16 protein-coding genes are annotated in these 19,152 nt (G+C 73.9%); 9 read left to right on the top strand and 7 right to left on the bottom strand.

Annotated features, from left to right (window positions below):
• The first annotated feature begins 37 nt into the window (after positions 1 to 37).
• The 4 genes from BLU42_RS20680 (at position 38) to treS (ending at position 5,003) form a co-directional block, all read left to right on the top strand.
• Positions 38 to 607: a mycothiol transferase gene (locus BLU42_RS20680; protein WP_157720019.1), complete on the top strand. Its 570-nt coding sequence runs from the start codon at positions 38 to 40 to the stop codon at positions 605 to 607.
• Entirely contained in the window at positions 604 to 1,350 is a 747-nt protein-coding gene (locus BLU42_RS20675; RefSeq protein WP_157720018.1) for a class I SAM-dependent methyltransferase, read from the top strand. Before BLU42_RS20680 ends, BLU42_RS20675 begins: the two co-directional genes overlap by 4 nt.
• A gap of 316 nt (positions 1,351 to 1,666) precedes the next feature.
• Positions 1,667 to 2,464 carry a VOC family protein gene (locus BLU42_RS16100; protein ID WP_091076575.1) on the top strand — a complete coding sequence of 266 codons (798 nt, stop codon included), beginning with the start codon at positions 1,667 to 1,669 and terminating at the stop codon, positions 2,462 to 2,464.
• Positions 2,465 to 2,705: 241 nt separating this feature from the next.
• The gene (gene treS / locus BLU42_RS16095) at positions 2,706 to 5,003 is read left to right on the top strand and encodes a maltose alpha-D-glucosyltransferase (protein ID WP_091076570.1); all 2,298 of its coding nucleotides are present in this window, start codon (positions 2,706 to 2,708) and stop codon (positions 5,001 to 5,003) included.
• Between the two features lie 192 nt (positions 5,004 to 5,195).
• Here treS and BLU42_RS16090 read toward each other — a convergent pair whose 3' ends face one another.
• Together BLU42_RS16090 and BLU42_RS16085 are read right to left on the bottom strand one after the other, a co-directional pair.
• Positions 5,196 to 6,791, bottom strand: a complete 1,596-nt coding sequence (locus tag BLU42_RS16090) for a hypothetical protein (RefSeq protein WP_091076567.1) — start codon at positions 6,789 to 6,791, stop codon at positions 5,196 to 5,198.
• Entirely contained in the window at positions 6,767 to 7,531 is a 765-nt protein-coding gene (locus BLU42_RS16085; RefSeq protein ID WP_172825809.1) for an ABC transporter ATP-binding protein, read from the bottom strand. The genes BLU42_RS16090 and BLU42_RS16085 overlap by 25 nt, the downstream gene beginning before the upstream one ends.
• A gap of 87 nt (positions 7,532 to 7,618) precedes the next feature.
• Here BLU42_RS16085 and BLU42_RS16080 point away from each other — a divergent pair, with 87 nt between their 5' ends.
• The gene (locus tag BLU42_RS16080; RefSeq protein ID WP_091076560.1) at positions 7,619 to 8,827 is read left to right on the top strand and encodes a cytochrome P450; all 1,209 of its coding nucleotides are present in this window, start codon (positions 7,619 to 7,621) and stop codon (positions 8,825 to 8,827) included.
• Between the two features lie 13 nt (positions 8,828 to 8,840).
• Here the strand turns inward: BLU42_RS16080 and BLU42_RS16075 are convergent, their stop codons facing one another.
• Positions 8,841 to 9,734, bottom strand: coding sequence for an LLM class flavin-dependent oxidoreductase (locus tag BLU42_RS16075; protein ID WP_197680477.1), 894 nt, complete (start codon positions 9,732 to 9,734; stop codon positions 8,841 to 8,843).
• 73 nt (positions 9,735 to 9,807) lie between these two features.
• On the opposite strand from BLU42_RS16075, the gene BLU42_RS16070 reads away from it, so the two are divergent.
• Complete coding sequence (locus BLU42_RS16070; protein WP_231918197.1) at positions 9,808 to 10,887, top strand: DNA glycosylase AlkZ-like family protein; 1,080 nt, start codon at positions 9,808 to 9,810, stop codon at positions 10,885 to 10,887.
• Positions 10,888 to 10,932: 45 nt separating this feature from the next.
• Here the strand turns inward: BLU42_RS16070 and BLU42_RS16065 are convergent, their stop codons facing one another.
• Positions 10,933 to 13,521: an ATP-dependent DNA ligase gene (locus BLU42_RS16065; RefSeq protein WP_091076552.1), complete on the bottom strand. Its 2,589-nt coding sequence runs from the start codon at positions 13,519 to 13,521 to the stop codon at positions 10,933 to 10,935.
• Between the two features lie 165 nt (positions 13,522 to 13,686).
• Here BLU42_RS16065 and BLU42_RS16060 point away from each other — a divergent pair, with 165 nt between their 5' ends.
• The 3 genes from BLU42_RS16060 to BLU42_RS16050 are packed head-to-tail and all read left to right on the top strand — an operon-like array spanning position 13,687 to position 16,434.
• The gene (locus BLU42_RS16060) at positions 13,687 to 15,237 is read left to right on the top strand and encodes a M20/M25/M40 family metallo-hydrolase (RefSeq protein WP_091076548.1); all 1,551 of its coding nucleotides are present in this window, start codon (positions 13,687 to 13,689) and stop codon (positions 15,235 to 15,237) included.
• Between the two features lie 19 nt (positions 15,238 to 15,256).
• The gene (ku, locus tag BLU42_RS16055) at positions 15,257 to 16,192 is read left to right on the top strand and encodes a non-homologous end joining protein Ku (RefSeq protein WP_091076545.1); all 936 of its coding nucleotides are present in this window, start codon (positions 15,257 to 15,259) and stop codon (positions 16,190 to 16,192) included.
• A 35-nt stretch (positions 16,193 to 16,227) separates the two neighbouring features.
• Positions 16,228 to 16,434 (top strand): DUF6458 family protein, encoded by a 207-nt coding sequence (locus BLU42_RS16050; RefSeq protein ID WP_091076541.1) that lies wholly within the window; start codon positions 16,228 to 16,230, stop codon positions 16,432 to 16,434.
• A 15-nt stretch (positions 16,435 to 16,449) separates the two neighbouring features.
• On the opposite strand, the gene BLU42_RS16045 is transcribed toward BLU42_RS16050, so the two are convergent.
• The 3 genes from BLU42_RS16045 to BLU42_RS16035 are packed head-to-tail and all read right to left on the bottom strand — an operon-like array spanning position 16,450 to position 19,116.
• Positions 16,450 to 17,208, bottom strand: a complete 759-nt coding sequence (locus tag BLU42_RS16045) for a CPBP family intramembrane glutamic endopeptidase (RefSeq protein ID WP_091076536.1) — start codon at positions 17,206 to 17,208, stop codon at positions 16,450 to 16,452.
• Between the two features lie 8 nt (positions 17,209 to 17,216).
• Complete coding sequence (locus BLU42_RS16040) at positions 17,217 to 18,131, bottom strand: NAD(P)H-binding protein (RefSeq protein ID WP_197680476.1); 915 nt, start codon at positions 18,129 to 18,131, stop codon at positions 17,217 to 17,219.
• A gap of 58 nt (positions 18,132 to 18,189) precedes the next feature.
• Positions 18,190 to 19,116 (bottom strand): diacylglycerol/lipid kinase family protein, encoded by a 927-nt coding sequence (locus tag BLU42_RS16035; RefSeq protein WP_091076533.1) that lies wholly within the window; start codon positions 19,114 to 19,116, stop codon positions 18,190 to 18,192.
• Positions 19,117 to 19,152 lie beyond the last annotated feature (36 nt).

The raw sequence follows: 19,152 nt of genomic DNA, 5'->3' as shown, positions 1-19,152 counted from the left end.
ACGGGCCCGCGCCCGTCGGCCTCACTAGGGTCGGACCATGACCGACTCCGGCACCTCCGGTCCCGACGCGCCCGCCGCGGGGACGGGTCCCCTCCACGACCTGCTGGTCGACTCCTTCGAGCGGGTCCACGGGCTCGTGGAGGGCCTGGCGCACGGCCTCACGCCCGCGGTCGCCACCTGGCGCGCGGACCCCGAGGCCAACTCGATCGCCTGGCTGCTGTGGCACCTGACCCGGGTCCAGGACGACCACGTGGCCGGGCTCGCCGGCGTCGACCAGGTGTGGCCGGCGTGGCGCGACCGCTTCGACCTGCCCTTCGGCCCGTGGGTCATCGGCTACGGCCAGAGCCCCGACGAGGCGGGGCAGGTGGCGGTGGACGCCGAGCTGCTCGCCGGCTACCACGCCGACGTGCACGCGCTCACGCTGCGCTACCTCGACCGGATCGGCTCCGAGGGCGGCGAGGCCGAGCTCGCCCGGGTCGTCGACGAGGACTGGGACCCGCCCGTGACCGCGGCCGTCCGGCTGGTCAGCGTCGTCAGCGACACGCTCCAGCACGTGGGCCAGGCGGCGTACGTGAAGGGCCTCGCCGAGCGCGCGGGCGTCGCGTGAGCGAGCCGGGCGGCGCGCCCGCCTTCTACGGCGACCTCGCCCCGTGGTGGCCGCTGATCTCGGCGCCGGACGAGTACGCGGAGGAGGCCGCCTTCGCCGCGGAGCTGCTGGCCGGGGCGCAGCCGCCCACGCGCACCGTCCTCGAGCTGGGCAGCGGCGGCGGCAACAACGCCCACCACCTCCAGCAGCGGTTCGCGATGACGCTGGTCGACCTGTCCGAGCAGATGCTCGACGTCTCGCGCGCGCTCAACCCCGACTGCGAGCACCTGCAGGGCGACATGCGCACGCTGCGGCTCGGTCGGGAGTTCGACGCGGTGTTCGTCCACGACGCGATCGAGTACATGACCACCGAGGACGACCTGCGGGCGGCCGTCGCGACCGCGTACGCGCACTGCCGCCCGGGCGGCGTCGCCGTGCTCGTGCCCGACGACATCGCGGAGAACTTCGAGCCCTCGACCGAGCACGGCGGACGCGACGCCGCGGACGGGCGCGGGGTGCGCTACCTCTCCTGGTCGACCGACCCCGACCCGGCCGACACGACGACGGTGACCGAGTACGCCTTCCTGCTGCGCGCGCCCGACGGCTCGGTCCAGGTCGCGCACGACACCCACACGCTCGGGCTCTTCGCGCGGGAGACGTGGCTGCGGGTGCTCGGCGAGGCCGGCTTCGAGGCCCGCTCGGTCGCGGAGGTGACCAGCGAGGACCGCCTGCCGCGGGAGTTCTTCGTGGGGCGCCGGCCCTAGGTCGTGCTGCCCGGAGCCGAAGGCTGAGAAAGACGCTGAGAGGCTCTTGACGCCGGCCCGGCCGCGGGAGAGGGTGTGCTCGTTGCCGGTCGGGGGGCCACAGCAGCGCCCGGGGAGACCGCTTGTGGGGAGTGGTCCCGGACCAGGGGGTGCGGCAACGACGCTGCCGTCGAGCGGGGCCACGCCTCGCCGGACGCAGCCCGAGGAGGGTGGCGACGGTCCCGTCGCCACCCTCCTGTCGTCCCCGGTCCCGCCCTCGCCCGGCCCAGCCCGTCGAGGGCCCCGCAGCGAGGAGCCCCGTCGCTAGGGTGAGGCCGTGACGACCCGGAGCACCCCCTTCCCGCCAGGCGCCCCCTGCTGGGTGGACCTGTTCACCTCCGACCCCGAGCGGAGCCAGGCCTTCTACGCCGCGGTGCTCGGCTGGGAGTTCGCCGACCAGGGCGAGGCGTACGGCGGCTACACCCTGGCTACGTCCGACGGGGCCAACGTCGCCGGCCTGATGCGCAACAGCGGCGACTCCGGCACCCCGGACACCTGGAGCACCTACCTGGCCACGGCCGATGCGGAGGCGACCGTCGCCCGGGCGGTCGAGGCGGGCGCGACGGTGCTCGCGCCGCCGCTGCGGGTCGGCGACCTCGGCACGATGGCCGTGCTGGTCGATCCCGCGGGCGCCGTCGTCGGCGTCTGGCAGGCGGGCCGGCACACCGGGTTCGGGCGCCACGCGGAACCGGGCTCGGTCGTCTGGGCCGAGGTCCACAGCAAGGGCTTCGGGGCCAGCCGTGAGTTCTACGAGCACGTCTTCGGCTGGGACCTCGAGGTCACGAGCGACGAGGACGACTTCCGCTACCTCACCGCGAAGGTCGACCAGACGGAGGTCGCCGGGCTGATGGACTCCGCCCGGATCCTGCCGGACGCGGTGCCGAGCCACTGGGCCGTCTACCTCGGCGTGGACGACGTCGACGCCGCCCAGCGGGTCGCCGAGGAGCACGGCGCGACGGTGCTGATGGGGGCCACGGACACCCCCTTCGGGCGCATCGCGGACCTCCTGGACCCGACCGGCGCACCCTTCAAGCTGCACTCGTCCAGCCTGCTGAACCCGCCCCCCGGCCTGTAGGCCGCGTCTCCCGCCTCCGACGGGTGCTGACGCGGCCCCGCATCCCGACCGGCGGCGCCGGCCTCGCTCGGCGCAGCCCGCTGCGCTCTCGCTCCTCCGGCTTGCCGGACCGGGCGCGGAGGCCACGTCAGCACCTGCCGGACGTCGAGAGACACGACCTGGCGGAGTCAACTACTTTGGTCGCGCAACAACCGCCCCCACGCCCCGTCCTCGCCGGAACCGCGCACGCCCCAGGAGAACGATGACCGACGACTCGCGCCCCGACGACGTGACCGAGGTCGAGCCGACCCCGCCGGGCACCGACGCCGAGGAGTCGCGCGAGCCGGAGATCAGCTTCGACGAGCAGCGCTACCCGGCGCGCCCCCAGCGGCTGCGCCCCCGCGGCCGGCTGCGCGGGCTCTTCCCGCGCCGCCCCAAGGAGCGCTCCGGGCGGCCCAAGGGCGACAACCCCGACTACGTCGACTGGCTGCGCGAGCAGTCGATGCTCGGCGACGCGTACGAGTTCGCCAAGCAGTTCTCCGGGCAGGGGAGCATGTGGCAGAACCCGTACGCCAACCCCGACCCGCGCGCGGCGATCGAGAAGGCGTCGGTGTGGTTCACGGCGTACCCGATCTCGATGATCACCAAGCCGGGCACGTCCTTCCTCGGCACGCTCGGCGACGACGACCTGTGGGCGGCCTTCGAGGCGATCGGCATCGACGGCGTCCACACCGGTCCGGTCAAGCGGGCCGGCGGCATCCTCGGCTGGGAGTCGACGCCGAGCGTCGACGGCCACTTCGACCGGATCAGCACCCAGATCGACGACGCCTTCGGCACCGAGGACGAGTTCCGGGCGATGACGGAGGTGGCGGCGAGCCACCTCGGCATGATCATCGACGACATCGTGCCCGGCCACACCGGCAAGGGCGCGGACTTCCGCCTCGCGGAGATGAAGGTCGGCGACTTCCCCGGGATCTACCACATGGTGGAGATCGAGGAGAAGGACTGGCACCTGCTGCCCAAGGTCCCCAAGGGCCGCGACTCGGTCAACCTCGACGACGAGGCGGAGGCGCTGCTGGCCAAGCAGGGCTACATCATCGGCCGGCTCCAGCGCGTCATCTTCTACGAGCCCGGCGTCAAGGACACCAACTGGAGCGTCACCCCGCCCGTGCTCGGGCCGGACGGCGTCGAGCACCGCTGGGTCTACCTGCACTACTTCAAGGAGGGCCAGCCCTCGATCAACTGGCTCGACCCCAGCTTCGCCGGCATGCGCCTGGTCATCGGCGACGCGCTGCACTCCCTGGGCGACCTCGGCAGCGGCGCGCTCCGCCTCGACGCCAACGGCTTCCTCGGCGTGGAGAAGAGCACCGAGGACTCCCCGGCCTGGTCGGAGGGCCACCCGCTGTCGGAGGCGGCCAACCAGCTGATCGCCAGCATGGTCCGCAAGGTCGGCGGGTTCACCTTCCAGGAGCTGAACCTCACGATCGACGACATCAAGAACACCGCCGAGCGCGGTGCCGACCTGTCGTACGACTTCGTCAACCGTCCCGCCTACCACCACGCCATGGCCACGGGCGACACCGCCTTCGTGCGGCTGACGCTCAACCTGGCCAAGGACATGGGTGTCGAGCCCGCCTCGCTCGTGCACGCGCTGCAGAACCACGACGAGATGACCTACGAGCTCGTGCACTTCGCGACGCTGCACTCCGACGACGACTTCGTCTACCAGCGCGTGCCGATCAAGGGCCGCGACCTCGCGGTCAAGATCAGGAACGACCTGCTCGCGCACCTGACCGGGGACGCGGGCCCGTACAACGCCACGTTCACGCAGAACGGCATCGCCTCGACGACGGCGACGATCATCGCCGCGTCGCTCGGCTTCACCTCTATCGACGACCTCGACGAGGACCAGACGGAGCAGATCCGCCGCGCGCACCTGCTGCTCGCGGCCTTCAACGCCCTGCAGCCGGGCGTCTTCGCGCTCTCGGGCTGGGACCTCGTTGGGGCCCTGACCCTGGACCGCCGCCAGGTCGCGCGGCTGCTCGGCGACGGGGACACACGCTGGATCCACCGCTCCGCGTACGACCTCATGGACTACCGGCCCGACGCGACCGAGTCGCTCATGCAGATGCCGAAGGGCGTCGCGCTCTACGGGCCGCTGCCGGCCCAGCTCCAGGACGAGGACTCCTTCGCCCGGCGGCTCGCGCACGTCCTGGACGTGCGCAAGCGCTACGGCATCGCCACCGGCGTGCAGCTCGACGTGCCGCCGGTGTCGAACAAGGCGATGCTCGTGATGGTGCACCGGCTGAGCGACGCCGAGCAGATCACGGTGCTCAACTTCAGCGGCGAGGAGGTGTCCGGCGGGGTGCGCTCCGAGCAGCTCGTGCCGGGCAGCGTCCTGGTCGACATGTTCACCGACGAGGAGGTCGGGACCGTCGACGACCTCTACAGCTTCGGCGTCCGCCTCGGCCCGCACGAGTTCAAGTCGCTGCTCGTGCTCTGCCCGGGCGAGCACCTCGTCTCCCACGAGCGCGGCGAGCGGCCGAGCGTCCGCGACTAGGCCGCGTTGATCAAGTCCGACGGGCGCTGACGGGGCCCCGCATCCCGACCGGCTGCGCCGGCCTCGCTCGGCGCAGCCCGCTGCGCTCTCGCTCCTCCGGCTTGCCGGACCGGGCGCGGATGCCCCGTCAGCACCTGCCGGGACTTGATCAACACGACCTAGGCCAGTCGCCGCCCGGCCTGGACGGCAGGGTCACGCGGCGCGCTCGGAGACCGCCGAGAGCACCTCGGGCCACTTCCGGTCGAGCAGCCGCCCGCCGCGCACGATCCCGACGCGCAGCACGACCACCCCGACGAGCACCCCGACCGGCAGCGCGACCCAGCCCAGCCACGGCCGCCAGAAGAGGCCGCCGAGGAGCAGCGCGAGCGGCGGCAGGCCCGCGAGGGTGGTGCCGAGCAGGACCGCCCCGGCCGACGCGAGCGCCGGCAGCCCGCCCGAGCTCCCCCGCTGGAACGGGCTGTCCCCCGGCGACGGGGTCGGCCACTGCCAGACCGCCCCGACCCACGCCCCGACCCCCAGGCCGCCGAGCGCGAGGGCCGCGCTGAGCCCGACGGCGGCGGGCACGAAGGCCCAGCCGCCGGAGAGCAGGGCGGTGAGCAGGTGCACGACCACCATCAGCGGCCCGAAGAGGGCGAGCGTGGCCAGCACGCGGCCGCGGCGGTCGTCGACGCCCGCGACGCCGGCGCTGAGGTGCGTCCAGACCGCGCTGCCGTCGAAGCAGAGGTCCTGGGCCAGGCCCGTCCCGACGACGAACGCGAGCACGCACGGGGCGAAGACGGTGAACGTCGTGACGTCGGCCGAGCCGGCCCCGAGCGTCACCACGAGCACGACCGGGGCGATGAGGTAGCTGGCGAGCAGGGTGACGTGGCGGGGGTCGCGGCGCCAGTAGCGCAGGCACCGGACGGCGACGGCTCCGGCCGCGTCGGCCGGGAAGAGCCGCTCGATGCGGCCCGCGGCGACGACCCGGCCGCCTCCGGTGCCGCCCAGCGTGGGCTCCACCAGGCGCCGTCCCAGGACCCGGGTCCAGGCGGCCCCGAGGCCGAGGACGAGGGCCGCCGCCAGGACGAGGTGCGCGGCGGCGGACCCCCAGGCGCCGCGCGCGACGTCGGCCGGCACCGCCCAGGCCCAGCCGAACGGGCTCCACGCGGCCACCGCCGCCACCCCGGCCAGCAGGCCGGGCAGCGCGGCGGGGTCCTGGGCCGAGGCGGCCCGGCCGAGGAGGTTGGCCCCGACGCCCACGAAGGCCCCGACCAGCGCGAGCAGGACCGCGGCGACGTCGCGGAAGCGGCGCGACGACAGGAAGGCGGCGAAGGCCGACGTCGCGGTCCGGGAGAGCAGCACGCAGGTGAGGGTGCCGAGCACGGCCGCGACCAGGGCCGCCACGGCGAGGACCGGCGTCCGGGCCCAGGTGACGACCAGCCCGAGCGCGACCAGGGCCGTGGCGACGCCGGGCACCCCGACCAGCGCGGCGGCGAGCAGACCGGGCACCAGGTCGCGCGCCCGTACGGGCAGCAGCGCGAAGCGGGCGGGGTCGACCGTCTCGTCCACGCCGAAGACGAGCAGCGACAGCATCAGCCAGCCGAGCGTGAGGCCGGCGTAGACCGGCACCGTGACCTGGCCGGTGGTCGCGGTCGAGGTCCAGCGCAGGGCGACCAGGCCCGCGTACACGGCGGCCACGACGCCGAGCGCGTAGACGGCGGCGAGCACGAGCCCGACGGTGCGCCAGGTGCTGCGGCGCAGGCTGTTGCGGAGCAGGGTGAGCTTCAGGCCGACGAGGAGCGCAACCACGCGAGTCCTTCCTCGCCGCCGGCGTGGAAGCCGACCAGCTCCAGGAACCGCTGCTGCAGGGTGAGCCCGCCGCGCACCGCGTCCAGCGGGCCGGAGGCGAGCACCCGCCCGGTCGCCACCACGGCCAGCTCGTCGCACAGGCTCTCGACGAGCTCCATCACGTGGCTCGACATCACCACCGTGCCGCCGTCGCGGCTGTAGCGGCGCAGGATGGCCCGGATGCCCTCGCCGGACACCGGGTCGACGGCCTCGAAGGGTTCGTCGAGGACGAGCAGCCGGGGCGCGTGGACGAGCGCGCAGGCCAGGCCGATCTTCTTGGTCATGCCGGCGGAGTAGTCCGCGACCAGGGTGTCGGCGTCCCCGGCGAGGCCGAGCGCCTCGAGCAGCTCACCCGACCGGGACGCGATGTCGGCGGGCGGGACCCGGCGCAGCCGGCCGACGTAGGTGAGCAGCTCGCGCCCGCTCAGCCGGTCGAAGAGGCGCACCCCGTCGGGCAGCACCCCCATCAGGGCCTTCGCCGCGACGGGGTCGGCCCAGACGTCGCGGTCGAGGACGTGCGCCGTGCCGGCGTCGGGCCGCAGCAGCCCGGTGGCCATCGAGAGCGTGGTGGTCTTGCCCGCGCCGTTCGGCCCGACGAGGCCGTACAGGCAGCCGGACGGCACGGCGAGGTCGAGCCCGTCGACCGCGCGCTTGGCCCCGAAGCTCTTGGTCAGGCCCCTCAGCTGCATCGCCGTCGGCATGGCGTCAGTCAAACACCCGGGGCGCGCCGGCGTACGGTCAACCCGCGTCGGGCGGCCGCCCGAGCGGGACGTGCGGGAGGAGCCGGCGTGGTGCAGGCGGACGGGCTGCTGGACCTCGCCGACCCGGGCTTCCGGGACGACCCGTACCCGGCGCTCGCCGCGGTGCGCGACCTCGGCCCGCTGCCGTACGACGACCGCCTCGGGGTCCGGCTCGCCGCCTCGTACGCCGACGCGACCGAGGTGCTGCGCAGCCGCGACCTCGGCCGGACCTACACGCTCCGCGTCCCGCGGCCGGGCCGGCCGGCGGGGGAGTGGGACACCTTCAACGCGCTCCACGAGCACGCGCTGCTCGAGGTCGAGGCGCCGACCCATCCCCGGCTGCGCCGGCTGGTCGCGAGCGCCTTCGCTCGCGGGCACGTCGAGCGGCTCCGGCCGCGGGTCGCCGAGCTCGCCGACGGGCTGCTCGACGCGTGCGCCGCGCGGCTGGCGGACGAGGGTTCGGTGGATGTGGTCGCGGGCTACGCGGAGCCGCTGCCCGTGCTGGTCGTCGCCGAGCTGCTCGGCTGGCCCGCCGCCGACCGGCACCTGCTGCGGCCGTGGTCGCAGGCGATCGTGGCGATGTACGAGCTCGACCCGACGCCGGAGGCCGAGGCGGCCGCGCGGGCCGCGGCGGACGCGTTCGCGGCCTACGTCGTCGAGCTGGCCCGGGAACGTTCCGTGCGGCCGGCCGACGACCTCGTCAGCGACCTGGTCGCGGTCCGCGACGCGGGCGACCGGCTGAGCGAGGCCGAGCTCGTGGCGACGGTCGTCCTGCTGCTCAACGCCGGCCACGAGGCGAGCGTCAACGGGCTGGGCAACGGGCTGGTCTCCTGGCTCGCGGCCTCCTCGCCCGCCGCCCCGGTCGAACCGCTGGTCGAGGAGATGCTCCGCCACGACGCGCCGCTGCAGCTCTTCGAGCGGACGGTGGGCCGGCCCTGCACCGTGGCCGGGGTCGACCTGGAGCCCGGCGAGCGCGTCGCCGCGCTGCTCGGTGCGGCCAACCGGGACCCGGCGCGCTTCGAGCGTCCCGACGTCTTCGACCCGAGGAGGACGGCGCCGCACCTGTCGTTCGGCGCCGGCGTGCACTTCTGCCTCGGCGCCCCGCTCGCCCGCCTCGAGCTGCAGGTCTCCCTCGGCGCGCTCCTGCGCCGCTGGCCCGCCCTCGACCTCGTGTCCGCGACCCGGAGGCCCACCTTCGTCCTGCGGGGCTGGTCCGAGGTCCGCGTACGGCCCTCCGTCGGGGCCGACAGGGCCTGACCCGCCGGCGGGCTCAGGGGGCGGCGTCCCCCACGGCCTCCTCGGCGTGCAGGGTCGCACGGACCTCGCCCACGAGCGTGACGAGGCCGTCGAGGTCGGGCTCGTCGCCGGTCGGCTGGACGACGAGGTTCGTCACGCCGAGGCCGGCGAGGCGACGGACGCGCTCCAGGAGGGTGCCGGCGTCACCGGCGGTGCCGATGCCCTGGCCCGGCTCGCCGCCCCAGCGCGGCAGGTCGGCGTCGAGGCGCTCCTGGGCGCGCTCGCCGATGGCGGCGATCTCGCTGTAGACGAAGGGGTGGCCGATCCCGCGCACGGCGGTCACCTGGGCGCTGACGTCGGCGACCCGCGCGTCGGTCCAGGCGCACGGGCCGAGGTAGCCGTCGCCGACCCGGGCGGCCAGCGCGACCGACTTCGGGCCGGTCCCGCCGACGAGCAGCGGCGGCACGGTCTCGGGCGGCCAGTCGAGGCGGACGCCGTCGAGGTGGACGTACTCCCCGTCCGTCGTGACCGACTCGCCCGCGAGCAGCGCCCGCAGCGCGGTCGCGTACTCGTCGAGCAGCCGCAGCGGCGACCTCGCGCGGGCGCCGACCTGGGCCATCCAGTCCTGCACGCCGTGCCCGACGCCGGGCAGCAGCCGCCCGGGGAAGAGCCGGGCGAGCGTGGCGACCTCCATCGCGGTCAGCGCGACGTTGCGCAACGGGGTCGGCATCAGGCCGATGCCCACGCGGATCCGGGTGGTGCTGGCCAGCGCGACCGCGGCCGAGGCGATCCCGCTCTGCTTGAAGCAGTCCTCCCACACCCACAGCTCGTCCAGGCCGGCGGCCTCGACGCCCTGCGCGAGGTGCACGAGCGTCTCCGGCGCCATGTCGGGGGTGAAGCAGAGGCCGATGGCGGGGACTGGGGTCACGCAGTCATCCTGCTACCCCGCCGGGCTCGGCCTCGCTAGGGTGCGTCGGTCGGAACGACGGGGGAGGTTCGTCGTGGAGCGTCACGAGGCCCTCGCGCGGCGGCTCGCCGCGCAGCAGCTGGACCGTGCGCCCGACCCCGGACGGTCGCTGACCGACGCGGCGGTGCTCGACCTGGGCGTCCAGGACACGGGGCGCGACGGTGCCGGCTGGGCGCTCGTCAACCGTGGGGTGCCGCTCGACGGCCCCGCTGCGCTGGCCGCGGCCGACGACCTCGCGCTGGTGTGGACGCTGCGCGGCGCACCCCACGTCTACCGCCGGGCCGACCTGCGCGGCGTGCTCGACGCGACCAGCCCGTACGACGACGCGGACGCCCGCCGGCGCACCCTCGACGCGAGCCGTCCTCTCACTGCGGCGGGCATCGGGATGCGCGAGGCCATGGGGGTCGTGGCCACGACGATGCGCGCGGTGGTGACGCGGCCGACGGTCAAGGGCGAGCTCTCCGGAGCGCTCGCCGCACGGCTCCCCGAGCCCTACCTGCGCTGGTGCGTGCCCTGCCAGGCGACGCACGCGTACGAGCAGACGTTCCGGCTGGCCTCGCTCCCGGCCGGGCTCGAGCTGGAGCCGGGCACGTCGCCGCCGGTGCTGCGGCGGATCCCGGGCTGGCGCCGGCCTCCCGCGCTGGGCGACCCGGAGAGGGCGCCCGCGCACCTGCGCGTGGTCGACGCGTACGCCCGCCTGTGCGGTCCGACGACGCCCGCGGCCACGGCGACGTTCCTGGACGTGCCGCCGGGTGTGGTCGCGGCGCACTGGCCCGAGGTCCCGCCGCCGTTGCCCGACCCGGCCGGGACCGAGGGGCTGGTCCGGCTGCTCGGCCCCTTCGACCTGTGGTTGCAGGCGCGCGACCGGGAGGTGGTGGTCCCGGAGAAGTCGCGGCACAAGGCGCTGTGGCCGACCCTCGGCCGCCCGGGTGCCGTGCTGGTCGGCACCGAGGTCGTGGGCGTCTGGCGTCCCAAGGCGTCGGGCAGGAGGCTGGCGGTCGGCGTCGAGGCGTGGGACCGCGTGGCGGCCTCCGACCGGGAGCGCGTCGGCGAGCAGGCCGAGCGCCTCGCCGCGCACCGCGGCGTGAGTCTGACCGGCATCACCTGGACCTGAACGGGGATGGTTCGGCACCCCTGAGGTGCCGGATCGTCCCCGCAGTCAGGACGGGCGCTCCCAGACCACCTCGGCCGCGTCCTTCTCGGGCCGCAGCCCGCGCCAGACCGGGTGCCGCATGCGACCGGGGCCGGTCAGCTCGGCGTAGGTGACCTCGCCGACGAGGTCGGGCACCACCCAGTGCGCGTCCCGGGTGTCTTCCCGGGGCACGCCCACGAGCGAGGGCGTCGCCTGGGCGCGCTCCTCGAGGCGGCGCTGCAGGTCGTCGAGGCTCCTGGCGTCGAAGCCGGACCCGACCCGTCCCACGTACTGCAGGCCGTCGGTCCCGGGGATCCCCATCAGCAGGGACCCGAACGTGCTGCTCCGACCGCCCTGGCCGGGTCGCCAGCCGCCGATCACGACCTCCTGGGTCAGGAAGTTCTTGATCTTGAGCCACGTCCGGCCGCGGCGCCCGGGTGCGTAGACGGAGTCGGTGCGCTTGGCCACCACGCCCTCGAGCCGCAGCTGCCGGCTGATCGCGCGCGCGGCCTCGAGGTCGCCCTCGAAGACGGGCGGGACGTGGACCCGGTCGCCGAGGGCGTCCAGGCCGAGGCCCTCGAGGAGCTCGCGGCGCTCGGCGTACGGGCGCTGGAGGAGGGACTCGCCGTCGAGCTCGAGGACGTCGAACACCATCAGCTGCGCCGGCCACCGCTGCGCCGCGCGCTCGATGTCGGTGCCCCGGGTGAGGTTGATGCGGTTCTGCAGCAGCCCGAAGTCGGGCCGCCCGGACGCGTCGGTCACGACGACCTCGCCGTCGAGCACGGCGCTGCGCACGTCGAGCCGGGACAGCGGCTCGGCCACGTCGGGGTAGGTCGACGACTCGTCACGGCCCTTGCGGCTGAGCAGGCGTACGCGGCCTCCGGCGAGGTAGGCGACCGCCCGGACCCCGTCCCACTTCATCTCGAACGCCCAGCCCTCCTCGGGCCCGAAGTGCTCGCCGCTGTCCAGCGTGGCGAGCATCGGCGCGATCTCGTCGGGGAAGTCCTCGGCGGGTTCGATCGAGCTGATCGGCTCACCGGGTTGCGGGGAGGAAGGCCGACCTCGTCGAGGCCCTTCGACAGGCTCAGGGAGCGTTCCTCGGCCCGGTCCGGCGGGTTCAGGAAGCTCGACCACGTCCCCTGAGCCTGTCGAAGCGGTGTCCTGAGCCTGTCGAAGGGGGCCGGCAGGCTCGAGGTAGTCGGGCTCGGCCTCCATCAGGTGCATCAGCCAGTTGCGCTCCTGCTTGCCCCCGCCGCGGCCGGTGTGGATGAGGGCGAACGAGCGCCGCCCGCCGCCGAGGCCGCCGTCCGGGCGGCCCTGGAGGGTGGCGATGACCTCCTTGCCGTCGCGCCACTTGTGCAGCGTGAAGGTGCCCGAGTCCCAGATGCTCACCTGACCGCCGCCGTACTCGCCACGCGGGATCCCGCCCTCGAAGGTCGCGTACTCCATCGGGTGGTCCTCGGTCATGACGGCCAGCCGGTTGCTCCTCGGGTCGCTCGGGGGCGACTTGGGCACGGCCCAGCTCACGAGCACGCCGTCGTGCTCCAGGCGGAAGTCCCAGTGCAGCGCGCGGGCGTGGTGCTCCTGGATGACGAAGATCGGGTCGCCGGGCCCGGCCGTGGGTCGCGGCGGCGTCGCCGGCACCGGCTCGGGCGTCCTCGCCGCGTCGCGCATGCTGCGGTAGGCGCTGAGGCGGTCCCGGCCCGCCGGCCGGGGAGCACCGGCCGGCGCGAGCGCGGCCAGCAGGTCGCCCTGCTCGGCGACGCGGGCGAGGACGTCGGCGTACGAGAGCTGGGCGAGCCCGGGGTCGTCGAGCTCCTCCCAGGTGCGCGGCGCCGCCACGGTCGGCTCGGCGCGGCCGCGCAGCGAGTACGGCGAGACCGTGGTCTTGGCGCCGTTGTTCTGGCTCCAGTCGACGAAGACCTTCCCGTCGCGCTCGCTGCGCCTCATGCTGCTGATCACCCGGTCCGGGGCGTCGGCCTCGAGCGCCCGGGCCAGCTCGCGGGCCAGCGCCGAGGCCTGCTCGGGCGTCTGGTCGCCGTCCAGGGGCGCGTACAGGTGGATGCCCTTGCTGCCGCTGGTGACGGGCACCGGGTCGTGGCCGATGTCGCGCAGGACCGCGCGGGCCGCGCGGGCGACCTCGGCGACCTCGGCGATGCTGACCCCCGGTCCGGGGTCGAGGTCGAGGACCAGCCGGTCGGGGTTCAGCGGCGTGCCGTCCTCGGCGAAGCGCCACTGGGGCACGTGGATCTCCAGGCCCGCGAGCTGGGCGATCCAGGTGAGCGTGGCGACGTCGTCGACCACGGGGTAGTCGTTCGTGTGGTCGCGGTGGTCGATCCCGTAGCGGCGCACCCAGTCCGGGGTTCCGGCGGCAAGATCCTTGGCGAAGAACACCGTGGTGCCCTCCACCCCGTCCGGCCAGCGCTTGCGCGTCGCCGGGCGCTGCCACAGGTGCGGCAGCATCGTGGGCCCGACCTCGGCGTAGTAGGCCAGGACGTCGCCCTTGGTCGTGCCCGTCGAGGGGTAGAGGACCTTGTCGAGGTTGGTGAGCTTGAGCGTGCGGCCGTCGACGGTCACGCTCTGGCCCGCGGACCTGCCGGGCGCCGCTCTGGCCATGCGCGACCCTAACGCCGGGCGGCGCCGCGGCATGGGGCGACCGCCCGATCTTGCTTAGATAGGCTCTTGATCTTGGTCGTGCACGACCAAGATCACCCTCTTCCCAAGCGTCGTCCGCCCTGCCAGGATGCGTCGCACACCCCGCCCAGCAGACCGGAGCCGCTCGTGAAGAAGCCCCTGCTCGCCACCCTGGCCGCCCTCGGCGTCGCCGCGCTCGTCGCGCCGGTGACCCCCGCCGCCGCCTTGAACACCGTCGACTCCGGCAAGCTCCGCCAGGCGGTGACGGTCAACGGCATCCTCGAGCACGAGCGCGCCCTGTACGCGATCGCCACCAAGAACGACGGCAACCGGGCCTCCGGCACCGCCGGCTACGAGGCCTCGGTGAAGTACGTGACCAAGAAGCTCAAGCAGGCGGGCTTCAAGGTCAAGACGCAGACCTTCGAGTTCCCGACGTACGAGGAGCTGGCGCCGTCCTCGCTCAGCGAGGTCAGCCCGACCGCGGGCGCCTACGAGTCCGCGACCGTCGAGTACTCCGGCAGCGGCGACGTGACCGGCACCCTGGTCGTGGCCGGGGGGACGGTCATCCCGCCGGCGGCCGAGCCGTCGAGCGCCTCCGGCTGCGAGCCGGGCGACTTCCCGGCGGCGCCGAGCGGTCCGGCCGTGGCGCTCGTGCAGCGGGGGACGTGCAACTTCGCCGTCAAGGTGGAGAACGCGCAGGCCGCCGGCTACGACGCCGTGGTCCTCTTCAACGAGGGCCAGCCCGGGCGCGACGAGCTCCTCACCGGCGTGACGCTGGGGACGCCGGTGACGATCCCCGTCGTCGGCGTCAGCTACGCCACCGGCGCCGCGCTCGCCGGGCAGGTCGACGACGGGGCCGTGAGCGTCCGCGTCACGACCTCGACCCGGAGCGAGATCGCCACGACCAAGAACGTCCTCGCCGACACCCCCAAGGGCAGGACCGGCACCACGGTCGTGGTCGGGGCGCACCTCGACTCGGTCCTCGAGGGCCCGGGCATCAACGACAACGGCAGCGGCACCTCGACGATCCTCGAGATCGCCGAGCAGATGAAGAAGCTCGGCTACACCAAGAAGGGCAAGCTCCAGCGCCAGGTGCGCTTCGCCTTCTGGGGCGCCGAGGAGGCCGGCCTGCTCGGCTCGGAGGCGTACGTCGCCTCGCTCTCGCCGGAGCAGATCTCGAAGATCTACGCCAACCTGAACTTCGACATGCTGGGCTCGCCCAACTACGTGCGCTTCGTCTACGACGGTGACGGCTCGGAGACCCCGCAGGCCGGTCCGGCCGGCTCGGCGGGCATCGAGAAGATCTTCGACGACTACTTCGCCTCGCAGGGCCTCGAGACCGAGCCGACCGCCTTCGACGGCCGCTCCGACTACGGGCCCTTCATCGCGGCCGGCATCCCGGCCGGCGGCCTGTTCAGCGGGGCCGAGGGCGAGAAGACCGAGGCGGAGGCGGCGACCTACGGCGGCACCGCCGGCGAGGCGTACGACCCCTGCTACCACCAGGCCTGCGACGACGTCTCGAACGTCAACGCGCAGGCGCTCTTCGAGCTGGGCGACGCGGCCGCGCACGCCACCTTCGTGCTGGCGACGTCGAAGTCGGGTATCTACCCCGACGGGAGCCGTGTGGCGGCGCCGGGCAAGCGGGTGGCGAAGGCCGCGGTCGAGCTGCCCTACAAGGGTGCGCACGCGGTGCGCTGAGCGGAGTGGTGGAGGGCGCATGAGAGCGATCTGGATCGGGGCGATCACGTTCGGCCTGGTGAACGTCCCGGTCCGGCTCTACAGCGCCACGCAGGACCACGACGTGAGCCTGCACCAGGTGCACGACGCCGACGGCGGGCGCATCCGCTACGAGCGCAAGTGCGAGGTGTGCGGGAAGACGGTCGACTACGCCGACATCGACAAGGCGTACGAGGAGGGCGGCACCACCGTCGTCCTCACCGGCGACGACCTTAAGGCGCTGCCCGTCGAGCGGAGCCGCGAGATCGAGGTCGTCGAGTTCGTGCCGAGCGAGCAGATCGACCCGGTCCGCTTCGACCGCAGCTACTTCCTCGAGCCGGACGCGAACGCGGCCAAGGCGTACGCGCTCCTGCTCGACACCCTGCGCGAGACCGAGCGGACGGCGGTGGTGCAGTTCTCGCTGCGGCAGAAGACCCGGCTCGGGGCGCTGCGCGCGTACGGCGACGTGATGATGCTCCAGTCGCTGCTCTGGGACGACGAGGTGCGCGAGGCCGACTTCGACGCGGTCAAGAAGCCGCCGAAGGTCGCCGACAACGAGAAGAAGATGGCGGCCTCGCTGGTGGAGAACATGTCGGGCGACTTCGACCCGGCGTCGTTCACCGACGACTACCAGGAGCAGCTGCGCACCCTCGTCGCCGCCAAGCTCGAGCAGGGCGACGCGCTCGACACGGCCAAGACATTCGGCGAGAAGGGCGACGGCGACGACCCGGCCGACGTGATCGACCTCGTCGAGGCCCTCCGGCGCAGCGTCGAGGCCAACCGGGCCAAGCGGGCGGCGGCGTCCGGCGACGACGAGGCGAAGGAGCCCGCGAAGGCCCCGCCGAGGAAGAAGGCGCCCGAGAAGAAGGCGGCGGCCAAGAAGGCCGCGCCCAAGAAGAAGGCGCCCGCCAAGAAGGCCGAGAAGAAGTCCGCGTGAGCGGCGCCCACAGCGTCCGCACCTAGATTGGGACGATGGGAATCGGAACCGGCGTCCTGCTGATCGTCCTCGGGGCGGTCATCGAGTTCGCGTGGACGGGCAACATCCCCTACGTCGACGACGACGTGCTCGGCACGATCCTGATCATCGCCGGCGTGCTCACCGTCGTGCTCGTGATCATCAGCAACGCCCAGCGCAGCCGGACCAAGAACGTCCAGGAGACGCGCTACCGCGGTCAGTAGGGGCGTCCTCGCCGGTCAGCGGAAGATCAGCGGCAGCACGAAGAGCATGGTCATCGACCAGGTGACGTGGGTCAGGACCGGGGCGAGGACGCCGCCGCCCGCGCGGCGCTGGAGACCGGTGACGAGGCCGAGGATCGCGGCGGCGAAGACGAGGACCGGGTTGCCGCCGGCGATGGTCGCGAGCGCGTAGAGCACGGTCGAGATCACGACCGGGTGGCGCACGCCGATGGCGGCGAAGAGCGCGCCGCGGAAGAACAGCTCCTCGGCGACCCCGTTGACCAGGGTGATGACGGCGACGAGCCACAGGCTGCCCGCCTTGGCGTAGCCGAGGACGTCGTTGGTGAAGCCGGCCAGGACCGGGATCTCGCGGATGACCAGGCCGCCGGCCACGAAGGTCCCGGCGAGCAGCAGGCCGACGGCGACTGGTGTCACGACCGGGCGACGCACGCGGCTGCCGAGCACGATGTGGCCGAGGTGCAGGGGTCCGGACAGGAGGCTGCCGACGACCCAGGTGGCCGCGAGGCCGACGGTCAGGGGGTAGAAGGACGGGTCCCCGGGCTCGGTCGAGAAGGACAGGCCGAGCAGCGTGGCCCCGACCACGAGGGTGCCCGCGACCACGAAGCGCCGCCGCAGGAACTGCGCGTCGCTCTGGCGGTGGTCGCGCTCGACCTTGTCGATGAGGACGGGCCGCACGACGCCGACGGCCCGCGCGGCCAGCCGGGCACGGCGGCTCTCGGCGCGGGCGTCGCGCGCCGCGGTGCTCCTGCGCGTCATCCGGGGGGTCAGTCCCTCGTCGAGCCGGAGAGGGCCCGTTCGCGCTCGGCCATGGCGGCGCGCACGGCGTCGTCGTAGCCGAGCAGCCGGCGCGGCACGACCCGCTTGATCGTGTCGTCGGTGACCACGACCTCGTTGCTCATCGAGTCGATCAGGTTGCGCGCCGTCTCGAGGTCGACGTCGGTGACGAAGGACAGCCAGCGCGACGAGAGCCGCGGCGTGAGCAGCGGGACGGCGAGCATGGGCAGCGGCCGGTTCTTGATCACCTTCGATGCCCGCTGCATCATCTGCGCGTAGGTCAGGACGTCCGGGCCGCCGATCTCGAACACCCGGCCCTCGGCCTCCGCGGGCTCGAGCACCCCGACGAGGTAGGCGACCGCGTCGACGAGGGCGATCGGCTGCGTCCGGGTCGTCGTCCAGTGCGGCACGACCATCGCCGGCAGGTGGTCGACGAGCTGGCGGGTGATCTCCCAGGAGATGCCGCCGTGGCCGACGACGATCGCGGCGCGCAGCACGGTCACCGGGACCCCGTCGCCGCCGAGCAGGTGCTCCACCTCGCGGCGCGAGCGCAGGTGCGCGGACAGGTCGGTGTCCTCCCGGCCGAGCCCGCCGAGGTAGACGATCCGCCGCACGCCGGCCGCCGCGGCCGCCGCGCTGAAGTCGCGCGCCGCCTCGGCGTCGGCGTCCTCGAAGTCCTCGCGGTCGAGGGAGTGGACGAGGTAGTAGGCGGCGTCGGCCCCCTCGAGGGCGCCGCGCAGGCTGTCGCGGTCGGAGACGTCGCCGTGCACCGGCTCCCCGGCGCCGTCGTAGGTCTCGGGGTGGCGCGTCATCGCGCGGACCGTGTGCCCGGCCTCCTCGAGCGCCCGGCACAGGTGCGAGCCGACGAACCCGGAGGCCCCCGTCACCGTCACGGTCAGCGCCATGTCCTGCTCCTCTCCGTGCCGCAGGGCAGCGAGCCTAGGTCGTCCGTGGCCGCGCCCGTCAGGAGGACTTCGCGGTGCCCCGGTCGAACTGATGCGCGGCCGAGGCGCGGATGCGCAGCGACCCGGGGTCGACCTCGGCCTGCAGCAGCGAACCCTCGCCCTCCACGTCGCCGTCCAGCTCGTACGCGTCCTTGTCCTGCAGCCGGATCTCGATCTTGCGGCCGGCCCAGACGTGCACGTGGTCGTCCTTGCGCGGTCGCCGCGTGACCAGGCGCGCGAAGGCCTTGAGCCAGTGCGTGAACCGCGTCGGGTAGGCGACGTAGAGGTGGATCAGGCCGTCGTCGGGCTGCGCGTCGGGGATCAGGCGCAGGTCGCCGGTGAGGGTCCCGCAGCTGCCGATGAGGCAGATGATCGCGTTGCGCTTGTGCTTGCGGCCGTCCACGGTGACCTGGACCGGCACGGGCAGGCGGCCGAGCGCCTTGCCCGCGGAGATGAAGTACGCGCCGGGCCCGATGAACTTCTTCACCCGCTCGTCGACGCCGTCCATGATCATCGCGTCGAGCCCGGTGCCGGCCATCACGGCGAAGCGGTCCGGCTCGCCGCCGTCCACGCGCAGCACGACGGTGTCGATGCGCCGCTCGTCGATGCCCAGGGCGATGTCGAGCGCGCCCTGGACGTCCAGCGGGACGCCCAGGTTGCGGGCGAGGAGGTTGCCCGTGCCCGCGGGGATGATCGCCATCGCGACCTGCGTCCCGGCCAGCTCCGCGGCCACCACGCGGATGGTCCCGTCACCCCCGGCGGCCAGCACCAGGTCGACGCCGGCGTCGACGGCCTGCCGGGTCATCGCCCGTCCCGGGTCGTCCTTGCTCGTCTCGAGCCAGAGGGGTTCGTCGTAGCCCGCCGAGGTGAGCCGCTCGCGCACCTGCGCGGCGTCGGCGTCGCTCAGCTTCGTGGGGTTGGCCACCACCGCGCACCGCAACGTCATGCGCAAAGCCTAGGGGTACCGGTCCCCCCTACGGTG

Source organism: Microlunatus sagamiharensis (assembly GCF_900105785.1).
Lineage (GTDB): Bacteria > Actinomycetota > Actinomycetes > Propionibacteriales > Propionibacteriaceae > Microlunatus > Microlunatus sagamiharensis.
Note: the sequence above shows the minus strand (reverse complement) of the source record. Positions and strands in the feature narration are given on the sequence as shown.